The organism is Paraburkholderia sp. D15, from assembly GCF_029910215.1.
Classification (GTDB): Bacteria; Pseudomonadota; Gammaproteobacteria; order Burkholderiales; family Burkholderiaceae; genus Paraburkholderia.
In genome coordinates, this window is record NZ_CP110396.1 from 711,100 (window position 1) to 728,030 (window position 16,931).

15 protein-coding genes are annotated in these 16,931 nt (G+C 64.2%); 10 read left to right on the top strand and 5 right to left on the bottom strand.

The window, feature by feature from the left end:
- Positions 1–146: 146 nt before the first annotated feature.
- Entirely contained in the window at positions 147–1,967 is a 1,821-nt protein-coding gene (locus LFL96_RS22965; protein ID WP_281002995.1) for a diguanylate cyclase, read from the bottom strand.
- On the bottom strand, positions 1,967–2,986 hold the full coding sequence (locus LFL96_RS22970) for an extracellular solute-binding protein (RefSeq protein WP_281003841.1): 1,020 nt from the start codon (positions 2,984–2,986) through the stop codon (positions 1,967–1,969). Before LFL96_RS22970 ends, LFL96_RS22965 begins: the two co-directional genes overlap by 1 nt.
- A gap of 572 nt (positions 2,987–3,558) precedes the next feature.
- Between LFL96_RS22970 and LFL96_RS22975 the strand changes: the two genes are divergently transcribed.
- The 3 genes from LFL96_RS22975 to LFL96_RS22985 all read left to right on the top strand — a co-directional run bounded on the left by LFL96_RS22975 (position 3,559) and on the right by LFL96_RS22985 (position 6,317).
- The gene (locus tag LFL96_RS22975) at positions 3,559–3,849 is read left to right on the top strand and encodes a hypothetical protein (RefSeq protein ID WP_281002996.1); all 291 of its coding nucleotides are present in this window, start codon (positions 3,559–3,561) and stop codon (positions 3,847–3,849) included.
- Between the two features lie 299 nt (positions 3,850–4,148).
- Positions 4,149–4,931 carry an ABC transporter substrate-binding protein gene (locus LFL96_RS22980; protein WP_281002997.1) on the top strand — a complete coding sequence of 261 codons (783 nt, stop codon included), beginning with the start codon at positions 4,149–4,151 and terminating at the stop codon, positions 4,929–4,931.
- Positions 4,932–5,201: 270 nt separating this feature from the next.
- Complete coding sequence (locus LFL96_RS22985; protein ID WP_281002998.1) at positions 5,202–6,317, top strand: succinylglutamate desuccinylase/aspartoacylase family protein; 1,116 nt, start codon at positions 5,202–5,204, stop codon at positions 6,315–6,317.
- 168 nt (positions 6,318–6,485) lie between these two features.
- Here LFL96_RS22985 and LFL96_RS22990 read toward each other — a convergent pair whose 3' ends face one another.
- A complete protein-coding gene (locus tag LFL96_RS22990) occupies positions 6,486–7,301 on the bottom strand; it encodes a MetQ/NlpA family lipoprotein (RefSeq protein ID WP_281002999.1) in 816 nt (271 codons plus the stop codon).
- Positions 7,302–7,599: 298 nt separating this feature from the next.
- Between LFL96_RS22990 and LFL96_RS22995 the strand changes: the two genes are divergently transcribed.
- The 3 genes from LFL96_RS22995 to LFL96_RS23005 all read left to right on the top strand — a co-directional run bounded on the left by LFL96_RS22995 (position 7,600) and on the right by LFL96_RS23005 (position 12,252).
- Complete coding sequence (locus LFL96_RS22995; RefSeq protein WP_281003000.1) at positions 7,600–8,736, top strand: porin; 1,137 nt, start codon at positions 7,600–7,602, stop codon at positions 8,734–8,736.
- Between the two features lie 174 nt (positions 8,737–8,910).
- Positions 8,911–10,236, top strand: coding sequence for an MFS transporter (locus tag LFL96_RS23000; RefSeq protein WP_281003001.1), 1,326 nt, complete (start codon positions 8,911–8,913; stop codon positions 10,234–10,236).
- A 279-nt stretch (positions 10,237–10,515) separates the two neighbouring features.
- Entirely contained in the window at positions 10,516–12,252 is a 1,737-nt protein-coding gene (locus LFL96_RS23005; RefSeq protein ID WP_281003002.1) for an NPCBM/NEW2 domain-containing protein, read from the top strand.
- Between the two features lie 74 nt (positions 12,253–12,326).
- Here LFL96_RS23005 and LFL96_RS23010 read toward each other — a convergent pair whose 3' ends face one another.
- Positions 12,327–13,019 (bottom strand): SDR family NAD(P)-dependent oxidoreductase, encoded by a 693-nt coding sequence (locus LFL96_RS23010; RefSeq protein WP_281003003.1) that lies wholly within the window; start codon positions 13,017–13,019, stop codon positions 12,327–12,329.
- A gap of 83 nt (positions 13,020–13,102) precedes the next feature.
- Positions 13,103–13,255, bottom strand: a complete 153-nt coding sequence (locus LFL96_RS23015) for a hypothetical protein (protein ID WP_281003004.1) — start codon at positions 13,253–13,255, stop codon at positions 13,103–13,105.
- On the opposite strand from LFL96_RS23015, the gene LFL96_RS23020 reads away from it, so the two are divergent.
- The 4 genes from LFL96_RS23020 to LFL96_RS23035 all read left to right on the top strand — a co-directional run bounded on the left by LFL96_RS23020 (position 13,254) and on the right by LFL96_RS23035 (position 16,622).
- Complete coding sequence (locus LFL96_RS23020; protein ID WP_281003005.1) at positions 13,254–14,198, top strand: LysR family transcriptional regulator; 945 nt, start codon at positions 13,254–13,256, stop codon at positions 14,196–14,198. The two genes, LFL96_RS23015 and LFL96_RS23020, sit on opposite strands and share 2 nt — an antisense overlap.
- Before the next feature lie 177 nt (positions 14,199–14,375).
- Positions 14,376–14,753 carry a DUF6232 family protein gene (locus LFL96_RS23025; protein WP_281003006.1) on the top strand — a complete coding sequence of 126 codons (378 nt, stop codon included), beginning with the start codon at positions 14,376–14,378 and terminating at the stop codon, positions 14,751–14,753.
- 118 nt (positions 14,754–14,871) lie between these two features.
- Entirely contained in the window at positions 14,872–15,207 is a 336-nt protein-coding gene (locus LFL96_RS23030; RefSeq protein ID WP_281003007.1) for a hypothetical protein, read from the top strand.
- A gap of 242 nt (positions 15,208–15,449) precedes the next feature.
- Positions 15,450–16,622 carry a hypothetical protein gene (locus LFL96_RS23035; RefSeq protein WP_281003008.1) on the top strand — a complete coding sequence of 391 codons (1,173 nt, stop codon included), beginning with the start codon at positions 15,450–15,452 and terminating at the stop codon, positions 16,620–16,622.
- Positions 16,623–16,931: the final 309 nt, after the last annotated feature.

Genomic DNA, 16,931 nt, shown 5'->3' on the forward strand with positions numbered 1-16,931 from the left:
GTGAAAACGCTTCCGGCGAAATGAAAAAAACTTGCCTCAAGATCGGCGCAAACGATTGCTTCGAGCGCTCGGCCCGATCGCTATCGAAGCAAACTTCCCTCGCGTTTTTTGGGCCGTAATCATCTGATTAATGAAGTCGAAGGGTATCAGGCGAGCGGTTCCGCCTCGCGGCCGGCGCGCGCGTCCGTCTCCGCCCGGCTTTGCGCCAGCGCTTGCTCCAGCTGCTCGGCGCGGCGCATTTCCAGCACGTCGTGATAGCGCAGATACGCGCAGCGGCCGCCGGATTTGGCCGCGTACATCGCGGCGTCGGCATTGAGCAGCAGCTCTTCGGCGGTGCCGCTGTCGTCCGGAAACTGGCTGATGCCGATGCTCGCGCCCACCGTCATGCTCTGCCCGTCCACCACCAGTTCCTCGTTCAGCGTCGCCATGATGCGCGACGCGATCGCGGGCGCCGCCTCGGCGGCACGCGGTCCTTCGATCAGCACGATGAACTCGTCGCCGCCGAGCCGCGCGACCACATCGGCGGTGCACAGCCCCTGCTTCAGACGGCGCGCCACCGCGACCAGCACCTTGTCGCCGATCGAATGACCGAACTGGTCGTTGATCTGCTTGAAGCGGTCGAGGTCGACGAACAGCACCGCGAGACCTTCCTGCCGGCGGGTCGCTTCGTCGATCGCGCTTTCGAGCTTCTGCATGAACAGCGAGCGGTTCGGCAGGCCGGTCAACCCGTCGTGCGTCGCCAGATGCACGAGCTCGCGCTGCTTGGCGTGCAGCACGTCCATCTGCGATTTGATCTCGCGCCGCAGACGATCGAAGCAACGCGCAAGCACGCCGATCTCGTCGGTGCGTTTGAGCGGCAGCGTTTCCATCGAATGCTCGGCGAACAGATGCGTGGCCGCGTGCGCGAGCATATGCAAGGGCTTGGTCAACGCGCGCGCGAACAGCACCGCGAGGCCCAGCGCCAGCACGCTGAACACCAGCACCATGCGCACGATGCGGTCGCCGAGCAGATTCGCGCCGGACAACACATCCGCGAGCGGCTTGGCGAGCCCGAGCACGATGAAGCGGTTGCCCGCGTAATCGCCGAACGGCCGGCGCACGAACGCGAGCACCTGACCGGCGGCCTGCTTCGGCCGCGACAGGCCGTTCACCAGCACCTCGCTTTGCTGCTGCTCGAACAGCGGCTTGACGACGGAGAAGCTGTCCTGGATCAGCACGCGCCGTCCGCGATCGAAGCCGAAGGTTTTCGACGGATCGGGATGCACGAGGAAGTCGCCCCACTCGTTGGTCAGATAAACCTGGAAGTCGCTCGGCAGATCGCTTTGCAAACGCTTGAGCAGACCGGCGAGATCGACGTCGATCACGACCACGCCGACCACCGCGCCGCTCGCATTCGCCACCGGCGTGCCGAGCCGCAGCGTCGGCTTGCCTTCGGCGCCGTGCGCGCCGTATTCGTGATTGACCTGAATCGGCGACGTATAGATGCGGCCCGGCGAAAACGCCAGCGTCTCGAACACATACGCGAACTGCCCTTTCTCCTGCAGCTGGTTGCCTTTTACGCGCACCAGACCATCGCCGTCGCGATCGAAACGGATCAGTTCGAGCCCGTAGTGCTCGCGGGTAATCAGGCGGATCTGCAGGTACTCGCGGTGATGCACCATGAAGCTCGAGTACACCTGCGCCAGTTGTTCGCGCGCCGCGTTGGGGCCGAGGCCGTCGTCGGTCTGCACGACGTCCGCCGAGGAAGGCAGCGTCGCGAGCACCTGCGCGTCGGCGCCGACATCGTCGATCGCCGACGAAAAGCGCTGGCCGAGCAGTTCCGTGGAGGTCAAGAGGCTGATGCTGGCTTCGTTCACCAGCATCGTCCTGTTCGCACGGTACGCGTAATAGCCGGTCGCGCCGGACGCGAGCACGCCGATGCAGGCAAGCAGCACCGACAACTTGAAGGTGAGCCCGGGCCGGATCATCAGAAGCGCTCCGAGCGGTCGCCGGACACGATGCGCGCCCACGTATCCTCGCGCCGCTGGATGTCCTCCACCGGTCCGATCCACAGGATGCGCGCGTTATCGCTTTTATCCGCCGGTGCGCTCAGCGTATTGGCAAGCCCCTGCCGTTGCGTGAGCAACGCATTCACGCCGGGGTCGAGCATGTAGTTGATCCACGCGAGCGCGAGCGGACGATCGGTCGCGGCGCTCGTCATCGACCAGCAATCGAGCCAGGCCAACGCGCCTTCGTCCGGAATCACATAGCCCACGTCGGCGCCCGCGCGGCGCAGCAGTTCGACCTGCTGGGTGCCGTAGTTGCCGAACATCAGCGCCACCTTGTGCTGGATGAACACCGCGGTCGCTTCCTCCGGCACCGTGTAGTACGTCAGCAGATTGCGGCGCAGATCGACGAGTTTCTGCGCGACCGCGTGAAATTGCGCGGCGTCGAGCTGAAACGGATGGGGATAGCCGAGCGCGAGCGCGGTGAACGAGAAGTTGTGCTGCGCGCTGTTGAAGTCGAGCACCTTGCCGCGATACTTCGGATTCCACAACTCGCGCATGGAATGCGGCGCGACGGCGATCTGCCTGCGGTCATAGATCAGCCCCATCGACGAGTACGTGAACGGAATCGCGTACACCTTGCCCGCCGACGTGAGTCCTTCGATCGACGTGCGCGCCTGGAAGCGCGGCAATTGCCGCCGGGTGTTCGGCAGGCTCGCCAGATCGAGCGGCGCGAGCAGACCGGCGCGCGTGTAGCGCTCGATTTCGGCGGTGTTGGCGGCGAGCACGTCGAACGGCGGCGCGTCCTTGCTGTGCATCAGCGCCCACAGCGCCTCGTCGGAATCGGCCAGCGTGACTTCGACCTTGACGTTAAAGCGCGCCTCGAAAGTCTTGACGACGTCGTCGTCGGCATAACCGGGCCACGCGAGCACGCGCAGCACTTTGTCGTCGGCCAGCGCCGTGGCCGGCACCGCCGCGAACAGACCGCCGCCGGTAATCATGCCGGCCAGAAGCGCGAACAATGCGGATGCGCAATAGCGGCGCGATTTAACCGCGCACGCCGCGATGCCCGCGATTCTTCCCGCGAAGAACCGTTTAGAACAGCGCGCCTCATCTGCCATCAACATCTCGTGCATATACAACACCGTTTAGCAGAAGGCCGTATCGACAAACACAAAAGGCGCGGCATCGATCCGCGCAGGGGTGTTCAGTGACTTTCTTCAGACGGAAACGCTCGTTGCGCCGCCGGAAAGCGAACGCGAGGAGCATCGATGATAGCGCTAAAGCAATACAATTTCGTTTTTAGACGCGACGTCATGGGACCGGCCCAGAAGATGCAAACAAGCCGGCGTTAAATTCAAACGGGCACATCCGCAATAACGGCGATTTATGCGGAATCTTTAATCCGTGGCTGGCAAACCGGCACGTCGGCGTAAAGAAGCACGGCGCGGGTGCCGATAATGATGGCTTGCCTTACCTCTCGTCCCTCATCTCTCGTCCCGACGAAAACGGGCGACAGACCACGGGCAGTCGAACTAGACACAACATAATGCGCTTGAAGAAAACGGAATGGATGTTGCTGGCTCTCGTGGCCAGCTCGGTATTGGGTTTTGGCGGCTGGCTGCAGGGCGAGATGAAGCGCGCTTCGCTCGCGCGCATGCAGCGCGATCTGGGGTCCGCGCAAAGCGCGCCGGTCTTCGCGGCCACGCAGGATTCGCCCGACGCTCACAGCGCCTGCGCGGGCATGAGCGCGGAAGACGCCAACATGATGGGCAAGGGCGAACTGTGGTGCGGCGCCGTCGCCGTGCGCGCCGCTGTGCCATCGGCGATCATCGACACGAGCGCACCGGCGAACGGCGGTTGATCCAACAATCGCTGTCAATCGGCAACCGTCGCCAACCATCTCCGGCAACCCAGCACGCATCAAGTGCCCGATTCAAGCCCGGCGCGGCGCTCAACCACATTTGCGCGTTAAACGCTACCCTCTAACACCATCCGGTGTTTTACTAGCTTCCCAATTTTTTTGAACTGATAAGCTTGGCGCGCGCTGCTGGCCGCCCCGGCCGGCGGCTTCAACCCAAACCCGGTCGTGAGTCGCGCCGGGTGGCCCGCAGCGGCACAACCGCGGACGGGCGTATTTGAACTACACCGAGGAGTTAAACAGTGAAAAAACTGCTAGCGGCTTTGACGGTTGCTCTGCTTGCTACCGTCTCGATCGGCGCACACGCTAAAGATTGGACCACGATCCGTTTCGGCGTCGACGCCAGCTATCCCCCGTTCGAGTCCAAGGGCTCGGATGGCAAGCTCGTTGGCTTCGACATCGACCTCGGCAATGAAATCTGCACGCGCCTGAAGGCGAAGTGCGTGTGGGTCGAAAACGATTTCGACGGCATGATCCCGGCCCTGAAGGCGAAGAAGTTCGACGGCGTGCTGTCGTCGATGTCCATGACGCCGCAACGCGCGGAACAGATTTCGTTCTCGTCGAAGCTGTTCAACACGCCGACGCGCCTCGTCACGAAGAAGGGTTCGGGCCTGCAGCCCACCGCCGATTCGCTGAAGGGCAAGACCGTCGGCGTCGAGCAGGGCACGATCCAGGAAACCTACGCGAAGACCTACTGGGAGCCGAAGGGCACCAAGGTGGTCCCGTACCAGAACCAGGACCAGGTTTACGCCGACCTGCTGTCGGGCCGTCTGGACGCTTCGCTGCAAGACGCCGTCGAAGCTGAAATCGGCTTTCTGAAGACGCCGCGCGGCGCGGGCTACGAGTTCGCGGGCAAGGATCTGGTCGACGAGAAGATCCTCGGCAACGGCGCCGGCATCGGCCTGCGCAAGGAAGACACCGATCTGAAGACGAAGATCGACAAGGCGATCGCCGACATCATCAAGGACGGTACGTACAAGAAGCTCGAGAAGAAGTACTTCGACTTCGACGTGTACGGCAGCTAAGTCCCGCCCGCGCGCCTGACGGCGCGCACGCCGACCGGCCACCAACGGGCCCCGCCACACGCGGGGCCCGTTTCGTTTGGGCGGCCGGGTTGTAGCTTGCCTGTGGCCCGCTTGCCGCACGCGGCGCGGCGGATCGGCTAAGATCGTGCGAGCGAGACACCCCGGCGGCACCGCCCGATTGCCACAATCGCGCTGCCACCGAACCTGCTTTCCCACTGAAATCAACGACATAGCGCAACGCCTCCGAGGCGGACGCGACGACCGAAGACCATGCAAACCCAAACCCATCCGCTGATCAGTCCGACGCTCGGCACCGCCCGCAACCTGACGAGTTTTCACTACGGTTCCGGCGGCGGCCAGAAGATCTACATCCAGTCGTCGCTGCACGCCGACGAGCTGCCCGGCATGCTGGTGTCGTGGGAACTGCGCCGCAAGCTGGCCGCGCTGGAAGCCGCCGGCAAGGTGCGCGGCGAAATCGTGGTGGTGCCGGTCGCCAACCCGATCGGTCTGAACCAGCACTTTCTCGGCCATCTGACGGGCCGTTTCGAAACCAACACCGCGCAGAATTTCAACCGCAACTTCCACGATCTGTCGGCGCTGGTTCAGCCGGTGATCGAAGCGCGCCTGAGCGACGACATCGACGCGAATCGCGCCGCCATCCGCACCGCGATGCGTGAAGCGCTCGACGCGCAATCGCCCGCGACCGAACTCGAATCGCAACGCCTCGCGCTGCAAAAGCTCTCGTACGACGCCGACGTGGTGCTCGACCTGCATTGCGACTGGGAAGCCGCGCTGCATCTGTACACGAATCCCGACCTGTGGCCGGAGGTCGAGCCGCTCGCGCGTTATCTGGACGCGAAAGCCTCGCTGCTGGCGCTCAATTCGGTGGGCAATCCGTTCGACGAGATTCACAGCTTCTGCTGGTCGGATCTGCGCGGCCGCTTCGGCGACCGCTTCCCGATTCCGAACGGCTCGATCTCCGTGACGATCGAACTGCGCGGCCAGCGCGAGGTGTCCTACGAGTACGCCGAGCGCGACGCCCAGGCGATCATCGAATATCTGACCTCGCGCGGCGTGATCGACGGCAAGGCGGCCCCGCTGCCGCCGCTCGAATTCGCCGCCACGCCACTCGCCGGCGCCGAGCCGATCGTCGCACCGATCAGCGGCGTGCTGGTGTATCGCTGCGAAGTCGGCACGTGGGTGGACGTCGGCCATGCAATCGCCGACATCGTCGATCCGCTGACGGATCAGGTCGTCACGTTGAAGAGCAGCGTGGCCGGCGTGCTGTACGCGCGCCATCTGACGCGTTTCGCGACGGCCGGCATCGAGTTCGCGCGGATTGCCGGCGCGACGGCGTTCAGAAGCGGCTCGTTGCTGAGCAATTGACGTCGGGCCATCCGGCCGCGGGCCCGCAAGACCTACCCGGCCCGCACAAGCCGCCGCTTAAAAAACAGAAGCCGCCTCGTCCAGCAGGCGGCTTCTTCATTCAGCGCGACGCCGGCCAGGCCGGCCGCGCCGTCTCATACTTTCACACCGTCACGCCCCCACCCGCACTCAGAACGCGGGGATGATCGCGCCTTTGAACTGCGTGTCGATGTACTTGCGCACTTCGTCGGACTCGTACGCCGCGACCAGCTTCTTCACCCACGGCAGATTGCGGTCCTGCACGCGCACGGCGATCAGGTTCGCGTACGGCCCCTTCAGGTCTTCGATCGCGATCGCGTCCCGGGTCGGCTGCAGGCCGGCCTTGACCGCGTAGTCGGTGTTGATCGACGCCGCGTCGAGGTCGTCGAGCGCACGCGGCAATTGCGCGGCGTCCAGCTCCACCAGCTTGATCTTCTTCGGGTTGTCGGCGACGTCGAGCGGCGTCGCGTTGACGCCGTTCGTGCCGACGCCCGGCTTCAGCTTGATCACGCCGTACTTCTGCAACAGCAGCAGCGCGCGGTTGCCGTTGGACGGATCGTTCTGGATGCCGACCTTGGCGCCTTCCGGCAAGTCCTTGAGCGATTTGAATTTTTTCGAGTAGAAGCCCATCGGCGACACGTACGTCAGGCCGACGTTGACGATCTTGTAGCCGCGCTGCTTGATCTGGCTATCCAGAAACGGTTGATGCTGAAAACCGTTGGCGTCGAGGTCGCCGGCGTCGAGCGCGGCGTTCGGCTGCACGTAGTCGTTGAACTCGATCACCTTCACGTTCAGCCCCTCGCGCGCCGCCACCTTGGTGACGACCGACCAGATCTGCGCGTCCGGTCCGCTCATCGTGCCGACCTTGATGGGTTTGTCGTCGGCATGCGCAAACGTTGCCGTCAGCGAAATAGCGGCAATTGACGTGATGGCGAGCAGGTTTTGAATGAGAGTGCGGCGTTGCATCAGATATTCCCCGTCGGCGATTCGATTAATAGGCGCGCATCGTCGCATGCGCCTGCAGCCCGGGAAAACCAATCCTTTTTCACACGCTTAGATGCGAAACGGAATTAGCTTATTCCTGTTTTTTCCCTGCGGGATTTCTCCTGTCAATGCTATGTGAGTGTCGCGTCCACGCGACAGATTACAAAAATAAGCAAAGCTGTCACATCGCTTACTCTGCGTTCCCTTAAATTTCGGGCCATCGCATGAACTGGCCATTAGAGCCGGTCTGACGATCGCTTATTTTTCACTGGAGAAAGTCTTGAACAAGAAAGTATTTGCCGCCGCTACTCTCGCCGTGTTCGCTTCCGCTGCTCACGCACAAAGCAGCGTTACGCTCTACGGTTTGATCGACGCTGGTTTCACGTACAGCAACCACGCTAACGCCCAGGGCAAGAGCCTGTACCAATACGGCGACGGCGTCGCCCAAGGCAGCCGTTGGGGCCTGCGTGGTTCGGAAGATCTGGGCAACGGCCTGAAGGCGTTGTTCGTGTTGGAAAACGGCTTTAACTCGGGCACGGGCACGCTGGGTCAAGGCAGCTCGCTGTTCGGCCGTCAAGCTTATGTCGGTCTGTCGCAAAACGGCATCGGTTCGCTGACGTTCGGTCGTCAATACTCGTTCTCGACCGACTTCCTGGGCGGCAACTACTCGAACGGCGGCAACACCGTCGCGGGTAACTACGGCTACCACATCAACGACATCGACCAGCTGACGTCGAGCCGTATCAGCAACGCAGTGAAGTTCACGAGCGCGAACTTCTACGGCCTGACCTTCGGCGGCATGTACGGCTTCTCGAACCAGGCTGGCGCATTCGGCGGCACGGCAGGCAGCTCGTCGGCAGCCTACAGCTTCGGCGCGAACTACGCGAACGGCCCGTTCAGCATCGGCGCGGCATACACGGACATCCGCTTCCCGGCATCGGCAACCCCGGCAGCATTCTCGACGACGCTGGCTAACTCGGCTACCGGCGTGGTCAAGGATCTGGCAACGGTCGGCGTCGGCGCACGCTACACGATCGGCGCGGCAACCGCGTACGCTCTGTGGACGCACACGAGCATCGAACAGAACGCTGGCAAGATGACCACGTTCAACGCCTACGAAGCAGGCGGCAAGTACGCCTTCACGCCGGCATTGACGGGCGCACTGGGCTACACGTACATGCAAGCGACCGATCTGACGAACGGTCACTGGAACCAGTTCGACGCAAGCGTCGACTACGCGCTGAGCAAGCGCACCGACGTGTACGCACTGGGCGTCTATCAGCAAGCTCGCGGCAACTCGTCGAAGGCTGGCACGCCGCTGCAGGCACAGATCGGTTCGAGCGCAAGCAGCTTCCTGCCGGCAGCTGGCGCGAACAACCAGCTCGCGCTGCGCGTGGGTATCCGCCACAAGTTCTAAGCAAGTCCCTGGCTGCGCAGAGCGTGAGCGCTCTGCTTGCCTCGGGTTTGGACAAAACGCCCTTCGGGGCGTTTTTTCTTTGGCGCGCGTCTTCGACCATCGACGCAATCGGCGCCAGCGACGCGCCGCTTCGATTCGCTATCATGTCGCCTTCCTCTCCAAGCGGCAGCGACGATGTCAGACGGCACAGACGGCACACAGGAACAACACGTAGCACACGCAGCACACGCAGCGGTCCGCGGCACGCATGAAACGCCGCTCGATGCCGGCTTGTGGGCCCTGACCTTCGCCTACGTACTGAGCCAGTTCTTTCGCAGCTATGTCGCGGTGATCGCACCGCAACTCATCGCCGATTTCCATTTTTCGCCGCAGATGTTCGGCTGGTTCGCGGGCGCCTTCTTCCTCGTCTTCGCGCTTGCGCAACTCCCCGTCGGCCTGATGTTCGACCGTTACGGCGTGCGCGGTCCCACCGTGGCGCTGATGATCGTCGGCGCGTTCTGCGCGGCCGTGCTGCCCGCGACGACCCGCGCACCGCTCGCGCTGATCGCGCAGGCCGGCATCGGGCTCGGCTGCGCACCGATCTTCATGGGCCTGCTCAATCATGTGCTGCGCACCGGCCACGGCGCGCGCAACGTGCGCGCGGTCACGACCGCGAGCGCCATCGGCATGGCCGGCGCGCTGCTCGCCGCGTTGCCGCTGAGCCGCGCGACCGCGAGTTTCGGCTGGCGCGTGGTGATCGCCGTGGCGGCACTCGCGATGCTCGTCGCGGCACTCGGCGTTGCCCGCTTCGTCAAGCCGCGCGACGCGCTGGACCGCTCGCGCGAGCGGCGTGCAGCGCACGACACGAAGCCGGCCACGCAACGCACGCCCGGCAGCCACGCCGCAACGAAACGGCGCGCCGGCCTCTGGACCCTGATGCCCGCGTGTCTCGCGATGTCGGTGGGCAGCACGTTCCGCACGTCTTGGGGCGGCCCGTATCTCGCGGACGTCTTCGGCTTCGACGTGATCGCGCGCGGCAATGCGATGACCGTGACCAGCGTGGTCGGAATCGTTGCGTCGTTCGGCATTCCGCTCGCGGTGCGGTTTCTGTCGCCCAAACGGATCGTGCTCGCGTGGCTGATCGCCGGGATGCTGGCGGCGCTCGCGCTGGCGTGTGTGCCGGCCGGCAGCGCGGCGGTCAGTGTCGCGCTGATCTGCGTCCTGTTTTCCGTAGGCTCGATTCATCCGCTGGTGATGTCGCAGGCGCGCTCCATCATCGCGCCTCACCGGCTTGGTTTAGGTCTCGGACTGCTCAATAGCCTCGTGTTTCTCGGCATCGCGCTGGCGAGCAGTTGCTTCGGCTGGATCGCGGGTGTCGCGAAAGCGTCCGGTCTGACGAGCGCCGCGACCTACGCGTGGCTGTTCGCCGTGACGGTGTTGCCGCTGGCGGCTGGCGCCGCCGTGTATTTTTTCAGTCCGGCGATGACGGCAGCAGCAGACCGTGATACAGCCCGCACCTGATTTCGGCACACCCATCGTTATGAAGAAAAGGCCTTAAATCAAGGCCTCAAATCAATTCGAAATATTTCCCGAAACGCAGCACCGGATGACGATATGCCATCCTTATTATTTCCGATGCTGCGTCGCAACGCCCCTCCTTTTCCTGGTATGTGACCCAGCTTCCCGAAATTTGCGGACGCTTGCGTCGAGGTCTACGCTTGCCTGCATAACGACGAGAGCCACACTCTCCATCAGCATCGTGCGAGTGCGCCAGCGCGCTTCGCACAAGGAGACACGATCATGCGTTCACCCGTCTTTTACCGAGCGTTTCTGATTCTTTTCCTCGCCGCGTTGAATACGGTTCTCGCCAGTTGCGGCGGCAGTGCGAGCAGCAGCGGCGCCGTCTCCAACGGCGCGACCGATCCCGGTATCGCACTCGCCCAGGTGCGTTTCATGACCCCGCCGATGGGCTGGAATTCGTGGAATACCTTCGCGTGCAACGACACCGAGGCGATCATCAAATCCGTCGCCGATGCGATTGCGTCGAACGGCATGGCCGCGGCCGGTTATCAATACGTGACCGTCGACGATTGCTGGGTCGGCGGCCGCAACGCGACCACCGGCCAGTTGTATTCGAACGCGACGACGTTCCCCGACGGCATCCAGGCGCTCGCCGCGTACGTGCACAGCAAAGGTCTGAAATTCGGTCTGTACACGTCGGCGGGCACCAACACATGCGCGGGCCTCGCGCACGGCACGCGTCCCGCGTCGTATCCGCCGGGCGTCGGCGCCGGCAGTCTCGGGCACGAAGCGGTCGACGCCCAGACCTTCGCCAACTGGGGCGTCGACTACATCAAGATGGACTACTGCGGCGGCAACCTGAGCGCGTTCCCCGCGATGCGCGCGGGCATCGCGGCCACGGGCCGCACCATGTACCTGAGCATCAACCCGTACAGCGCGAACACGACGCTGACCACCAACTTCGCCGCCGACGGCACGCTCTACGTGCCCGCTTACGCGGACATGTCGCGCATTTCGCAGGACATCTCGGCGAAATTCACCTCGGTCACGTCGATCATCGACACCAGCGCGGCGGACGCCGCGTGGGCCGTGCCGGGCTACTTCAACGACATGGACATGCTCGAAGTCGGCAACGGCATGACCGCGGATCAGGACACCGCTCACTTCGCGATGTGGGCCATGATGTCGAGCGGTCTGAACGCGGGCAACGACGTGCGCAGCCAGAGCGCGGCGACCCAGGCGCTGCTCACGAACAGCGCGATCATCGCCGTCAATCAGGACCCGCTGGCGTTGCAGGCGGTGCTGGATACGCCGGATAGCTCCGCCACGCTGCAGGTCTGGACCAAGCCGCTATCGGCCAACGGCACGCGCGCCGTTGCGCTGCTCAATCGCGGCAGTACGGCCGCGCCGATCACGGTGAACTTCGCGAACCTTGGACTCGGCGGTCCGGTGCAGGCCACCAATCTGGTAAACGGCGCGAGCCTCGGCACGGTGACGCAAAGCCTCACGCAGACGGTACCGGCCACCGGCGTCGTGCTGGTCAAACTCGCCGGCAGCGATCCGGTCGCGGTGAACGGCCCGCTCGCGCCGCAAGGCTGGATCTGGTCCACCGTGCAATCGGGAACGGTCGCGGTGAAGGCGGCCAACGGCGTCTCGCCGCCGGTCGGCGCGACGGCGGCCGGCGCGGTCGTCGTGCATGGATCGAGCTACATCGACGGCATCACGGTCAACGCGCCCGCCCAACTCGTCTACCGTTTGAACGGACGTTGCACGACGTTCCAGAGCGACATCGGGCTCGATGCCGCGGCGCAGGGCGCGGGCACGGTCGACTATCAGGTGTGGGCCGACAATGTCGAGCTATACGACAGCGGTCTCGTCACCAGCGCGACGCCGGTCAAGACGGTGCGCGTCAGCGTCGCGGGCCGCAACTCGCTGCGGCTCGTGATCACGGATGGGCAGAATGGCGTCACCAACGACGTCGCGGATTGGGCCGATCCGTGGCTGTATTGCTCGTGAGCCGTTGCAGCGGTGCGGTGCGTTGCGGAGCGGTGCGGTGCGTCGATACGTGGTGAGCGCCGATGCGCCCGCGTTCACCACGGCACCACTTTGCCGAGATAGTCGAGGTAATGCAGGCCCGAGCGTCCCGCGTAAGCATCGATCGTGTTCAACAGGTTCGGAATGCTTTCCTCGATGCTCAGGCGCGCCTGCGGACCGCCCATATCGGTGCGCACCCAACCCGGCGCCATCAGCAACAGCGTGCGCGGATCGTCGGCATGACGGGCCGCGTAGCTGCGCATGAACATGTTCAGCGCGGCCTTGCTGCCTCGATACACTTCGTAATTGCCGTTGACGTTGTTCGCGATGCTGCCCTGCCCCGACGACATCACGCCGATCGTGCCGCCCGGCCTCACCAGGTCCTGGAACGTTTCGACGACGCGCATCGGACTGAGCGCGTTCGTCACCATCACGCGGACGAACTCGTCGGTGGAGACGTCGGCGATGGTTTCGCGGTCGTCGTTCTTCACGCCGGCATTGACGAACAGCAGATCGATTTCTCGATGCGCGAGCCGTTCGCGCAACGCCGCGACCTGATCGGCGCGCGTGACATCGACGCTTTCCACGTCGAGCGGGCCGGCCAGTTCGCGCAGACGTCCGGTCGAATTCTCGCGGCCGGTGGCGATCACGCGCCAGCCGCGCTTCAGGTATTCGCCGGTCATCGCGAGGCCGAGACCACGCGATGCGCCGATCAGCAAAACGGTTTTCTGAGGCGTCGAAGTACTCATGCTATTTCTCCCTGTAGAGCCGGCGCGCCCTGACGCGTGGACATTCGTTCGCATCGTCGCCGCCGTCGGTCCAGTCAATATAGTCACGTGCCGTTGAAGGCGGAAGGCGCGCCGCGTGCATTGATCACCTGCACCGCACGCCTCGGCTCGTGAATGGCGTTGCGCCCGCCAGCCTGGCTTTGACTCGCGCGATGACGCCCCCGGTGCGCGCCCACGCCGATGTTACGATCGGGCATGCCCGATCCCGACCTCGATCTGAATCTGCTGCCCGCGCTCGACGCGCTGCTCGCCGAAGGCAGCGTGGCCGGCGCCGCGCGGCGTCTCGGTCTCAGCGCGTCCGCGATGAGCCGGACGTTGACGCGACTGCGCACGGCGACCGGCGACCCGCTGCTGGTGCGCGCGGGTCGTCTGATGGTGTTGACCCCTTACGCCGAACAGATCCGCGAACGCACGCGCGACGCGTTGCACGAAGCGCGCGCGGTGCTGCATCCGTCGAACACGGAGCCCGATCTGCCGACGCTGCGCCGCACGTTCAGCATCCGCGCCAACGATGGCTTCGTCGAAGTCTTCGGCTCGGCGCTGATTGCTGCGGTCAGCGCGGTCGCGCCGCGGGTCTGTCTGTGTTTCGCGCCGAAAGCCGAGAAGAACGCCACGCCGTTACGCGACGGCTCGGCCGATCTGGAGATCGGCGTGCTCGGCGAAATGGGTCCGGAGGTACGGGTACAGGCGTTATTCCGCGATCGTTTCGTCGGCGTCGTGAGAACCGGCCATCCACTCGCGAGCGATGAACAACCGGTGCGCGTCGAACGGTACGTTGCCTTCGGTCACGTCGTCGCGTCGCGCCGGGGCCGCACAGGTGGTCCCGTCGACGATGCGCTCGCGGCCTTGGGTTTGGCTCGAACCGTCGTTGCCGTCGTGCCGAGTTTTCCGGCGGCGCTTGCGGTGGCCAGAACCTCGGATTTGATCGCGCTCGTGCCGGCCTCGTTTTTCAGCGCTCAGACGCCGGCCTCCAAAGACGTTTCGTTTTCGCGCGACACGCTCTTCGCATTCGATCTGCCCGTGGCGACGGCGACCATCACGGTGTCGCAGATGTGGCATCCGCGTCTCGAAGCCGATCCGGTTCACCGTTGGCTGCGGCAACTGGTGCTGACGGTTTGCCGCCGGGAGACGCCGCTTTGATGTGTTGAGCGGCGAGCGAGTTTGAGTCTGACCGGAGGAGATTCATTATGTCGACGCTCACGATCAAGGATCGGTGCCTGACGAAGAAACAAGGTGCTTTCCGTTCGAGCTATCGCAAGCTTTGGGCATTTAAAGTCTGGTACGCTCCAGCCTTTGCCGCCTTTTGCCTTCTCGTCGATGGAAACTCCTTTCAATGATCGTGGCGTGTCGGTCACGCGTAACGCACTCTCCGCCGCCGGCCAGGTGTTCCCGCTGCGCGACATTCTCGGCGTGCAGGTCGTCACCGTGCCGAAGAACCGGGTCCTGCCGCTGACGATCTCGTCGCTCGGTTTCGTCGGCGCGATCGTCGGCGCGATACTGCGATCGCCGGTAGGCCTCGTGTGCGGCACGATGCTCGTGGTGGTCGGCTGGCTGACGTGGGCGACGCAGGACATCACTCATCGGCTGATGGTGCAAACCGCGAACGGCGAGCGTGAGGCGTTGATGAGCACCGATCGCGAGTTCGTCGAGCGCGTGGGCGCGGCGGTCGATGAAGCGAAGAGCGCGGCGCGTTAACACGATTTTGATTCGGCCCACGCAGGCTTTTGCGCGTCGTTAAGACGCGTGCCGATAGAGTAGGCGCGTATCCACAACGCGCGCCGCCCCGCCACCCTGGCGCATCGGTGCAATCACGATGCACACCTCCGCCGTCACCTCCGGTTTCGCCACCCCGCGCGCACCGCGCACGACCAGCCGCCGGACCCATCGCGTCGTTCCCCTCGTCATCATCGACGTTACCGTGCCTGGCACATCGTCGGCCGAGGGACGGCGCGCGCTGCACGCGTCGCTTGGCGACGATCTGCGTCTTTACGTCGTCACCGTCGATCAGCAGAACCAGCGCGTGACGTTTCGCGTCGAGGTCACCTCCCGCACGCTCGACGATGTGATCGGCCTGCTGACCACGACGCTCGATCGCGCGACGCTGGGCCGCGCGCAGGATACGGTGATACGGCAGCCGCGCGATTGCTGAGCGCCGGCGGCTGACACGCACACCACTCGATTCCGTTGACACATCTTTGCAAGTGCATCCGGACGGCCCTGTAGAGTCGCCGTTCCCGTCAACGCGTGTCCCCGCCCGCAGGCTCGCCGGCGTCGTGGCTTCATCGCGACGCCACGCGGCTTCACGGCGAAATCGCCGCCCGCGCCGCGCTCTTCGCTGCTCTCGATGCATGGCCTTCGTCTGGGACTCGCCTATTTTGCAAAGCGTGTTCTATGTCCCCGTCGTTCCTGTTCAACGCGATTGCCGTCTTTCTGCATGGTCGAGCGAAAGCGAGTCCTCGTGGTTGCCATCACTGTCGCCATCACTATCGCCTTCGCTATCCCCTTCACCGTCCCACGCGCCTTCATCGCGCGGCAGCGCAGCTCGTCGCCATCATCGGCACGTGTGCCGCGCTGAGCGGCTGCGCCGTCACCTTCCCCACGCCGACACCGCCCGCGTCGACGGCCGCGTTGATCAACGGCGGCAACGACGGCCTGCTGATCCCGCTGCACGTCGAGCGCGCCGACGAAGATCACGCGCGCCTCGGCCTGCCGGTCCAGCTCGACGGCAAATCGCTGTACGTCGCGCTCGACACCGGCACGCAGGGCGTACGCGTGGTGAAGTCGACGCTGCCGGGTACCCGCTACCCGAACGCCGGTCCGGTGACGACGCTGCCGCTCGCCAACGGCGCGCAAGTCTCGGGCGCGGCCGTTACGTTGTCGCTTGGCATCGCCGGGCTAAAGCCGGCCACGATTACCGCGCAAGCCGTGGACAAAGTCGACTGCCAGGCCGGGATGCGACGTTGCGTCGGCACGGACGGTTACACCGGCGAGTTCGGCTGGGCGTTCTCCGGCCTGCTTGGCATTGGCGCCGCGCAGCCGGACGACAGTTGCTGCACGCAACCGCTGCGGGCCCTGCCCGGCAACGTCGGTCAGCGGTATCTGGTGCACGCGAACTTCGCGAAACCTTATCTGGTGCTCAGCCCGTCGAACGGGCTCACGAAGGACTACCTGAGCGTGCCGATGGTCGTCGCACCGGACGGCACGGTGCAATGGCCGCGCGGCTGCGTGAACGTCGCCGACAGGATGACGTTTTGTGCGCCACTGGTGTTCGCGACCGCCAGCACCGACATGATCCGCATCGAAACGGACAAGGCGCCGAACTGGACCGGCGACGACGACATCGGCAAGGTGCTCAAGCGCGGCAACTACAACACGGCGGTCGGCTCGGGCAAGTGGGTGCATCGGTATGACGACGCGCAGGTCACGATCGTCAAGGCGAAACCGGACGCCAACCGTATCGTGATTGGTTTGATGGGCATGCAGAATCTGGACGTGCTGTTCGATTTCCCGCGCCACGAACTGGGTTTGCGCGCGGTAAACGGCAGCGAAAGCCTCGTCCGGTAAACGCGCACGATGACGTCGATCCGGACAGCTCATAGCGACTACGCCGATTTCATCGCGCTCGATGAATCGAGCATCTTAAGTGCGCGGGCGACAACCGTTCAGGTATCCAATACGAATTCGACGTGGTGGTCTGCGACAAGCAAGCGAATTCGGAAGGGTTGCATTTGTGCGACTTGATGGCGCGCCCGATTGGGCTCTCGGTGCTTCGTCCCGATCAGGCCAATCGCGCGTATCAGATTCTGGAGAAGAAGTTTTTTACGGGGTCATCCGGTACCGTTCTGGGTAACGGCTTGAAAATCTTCCCCTAGA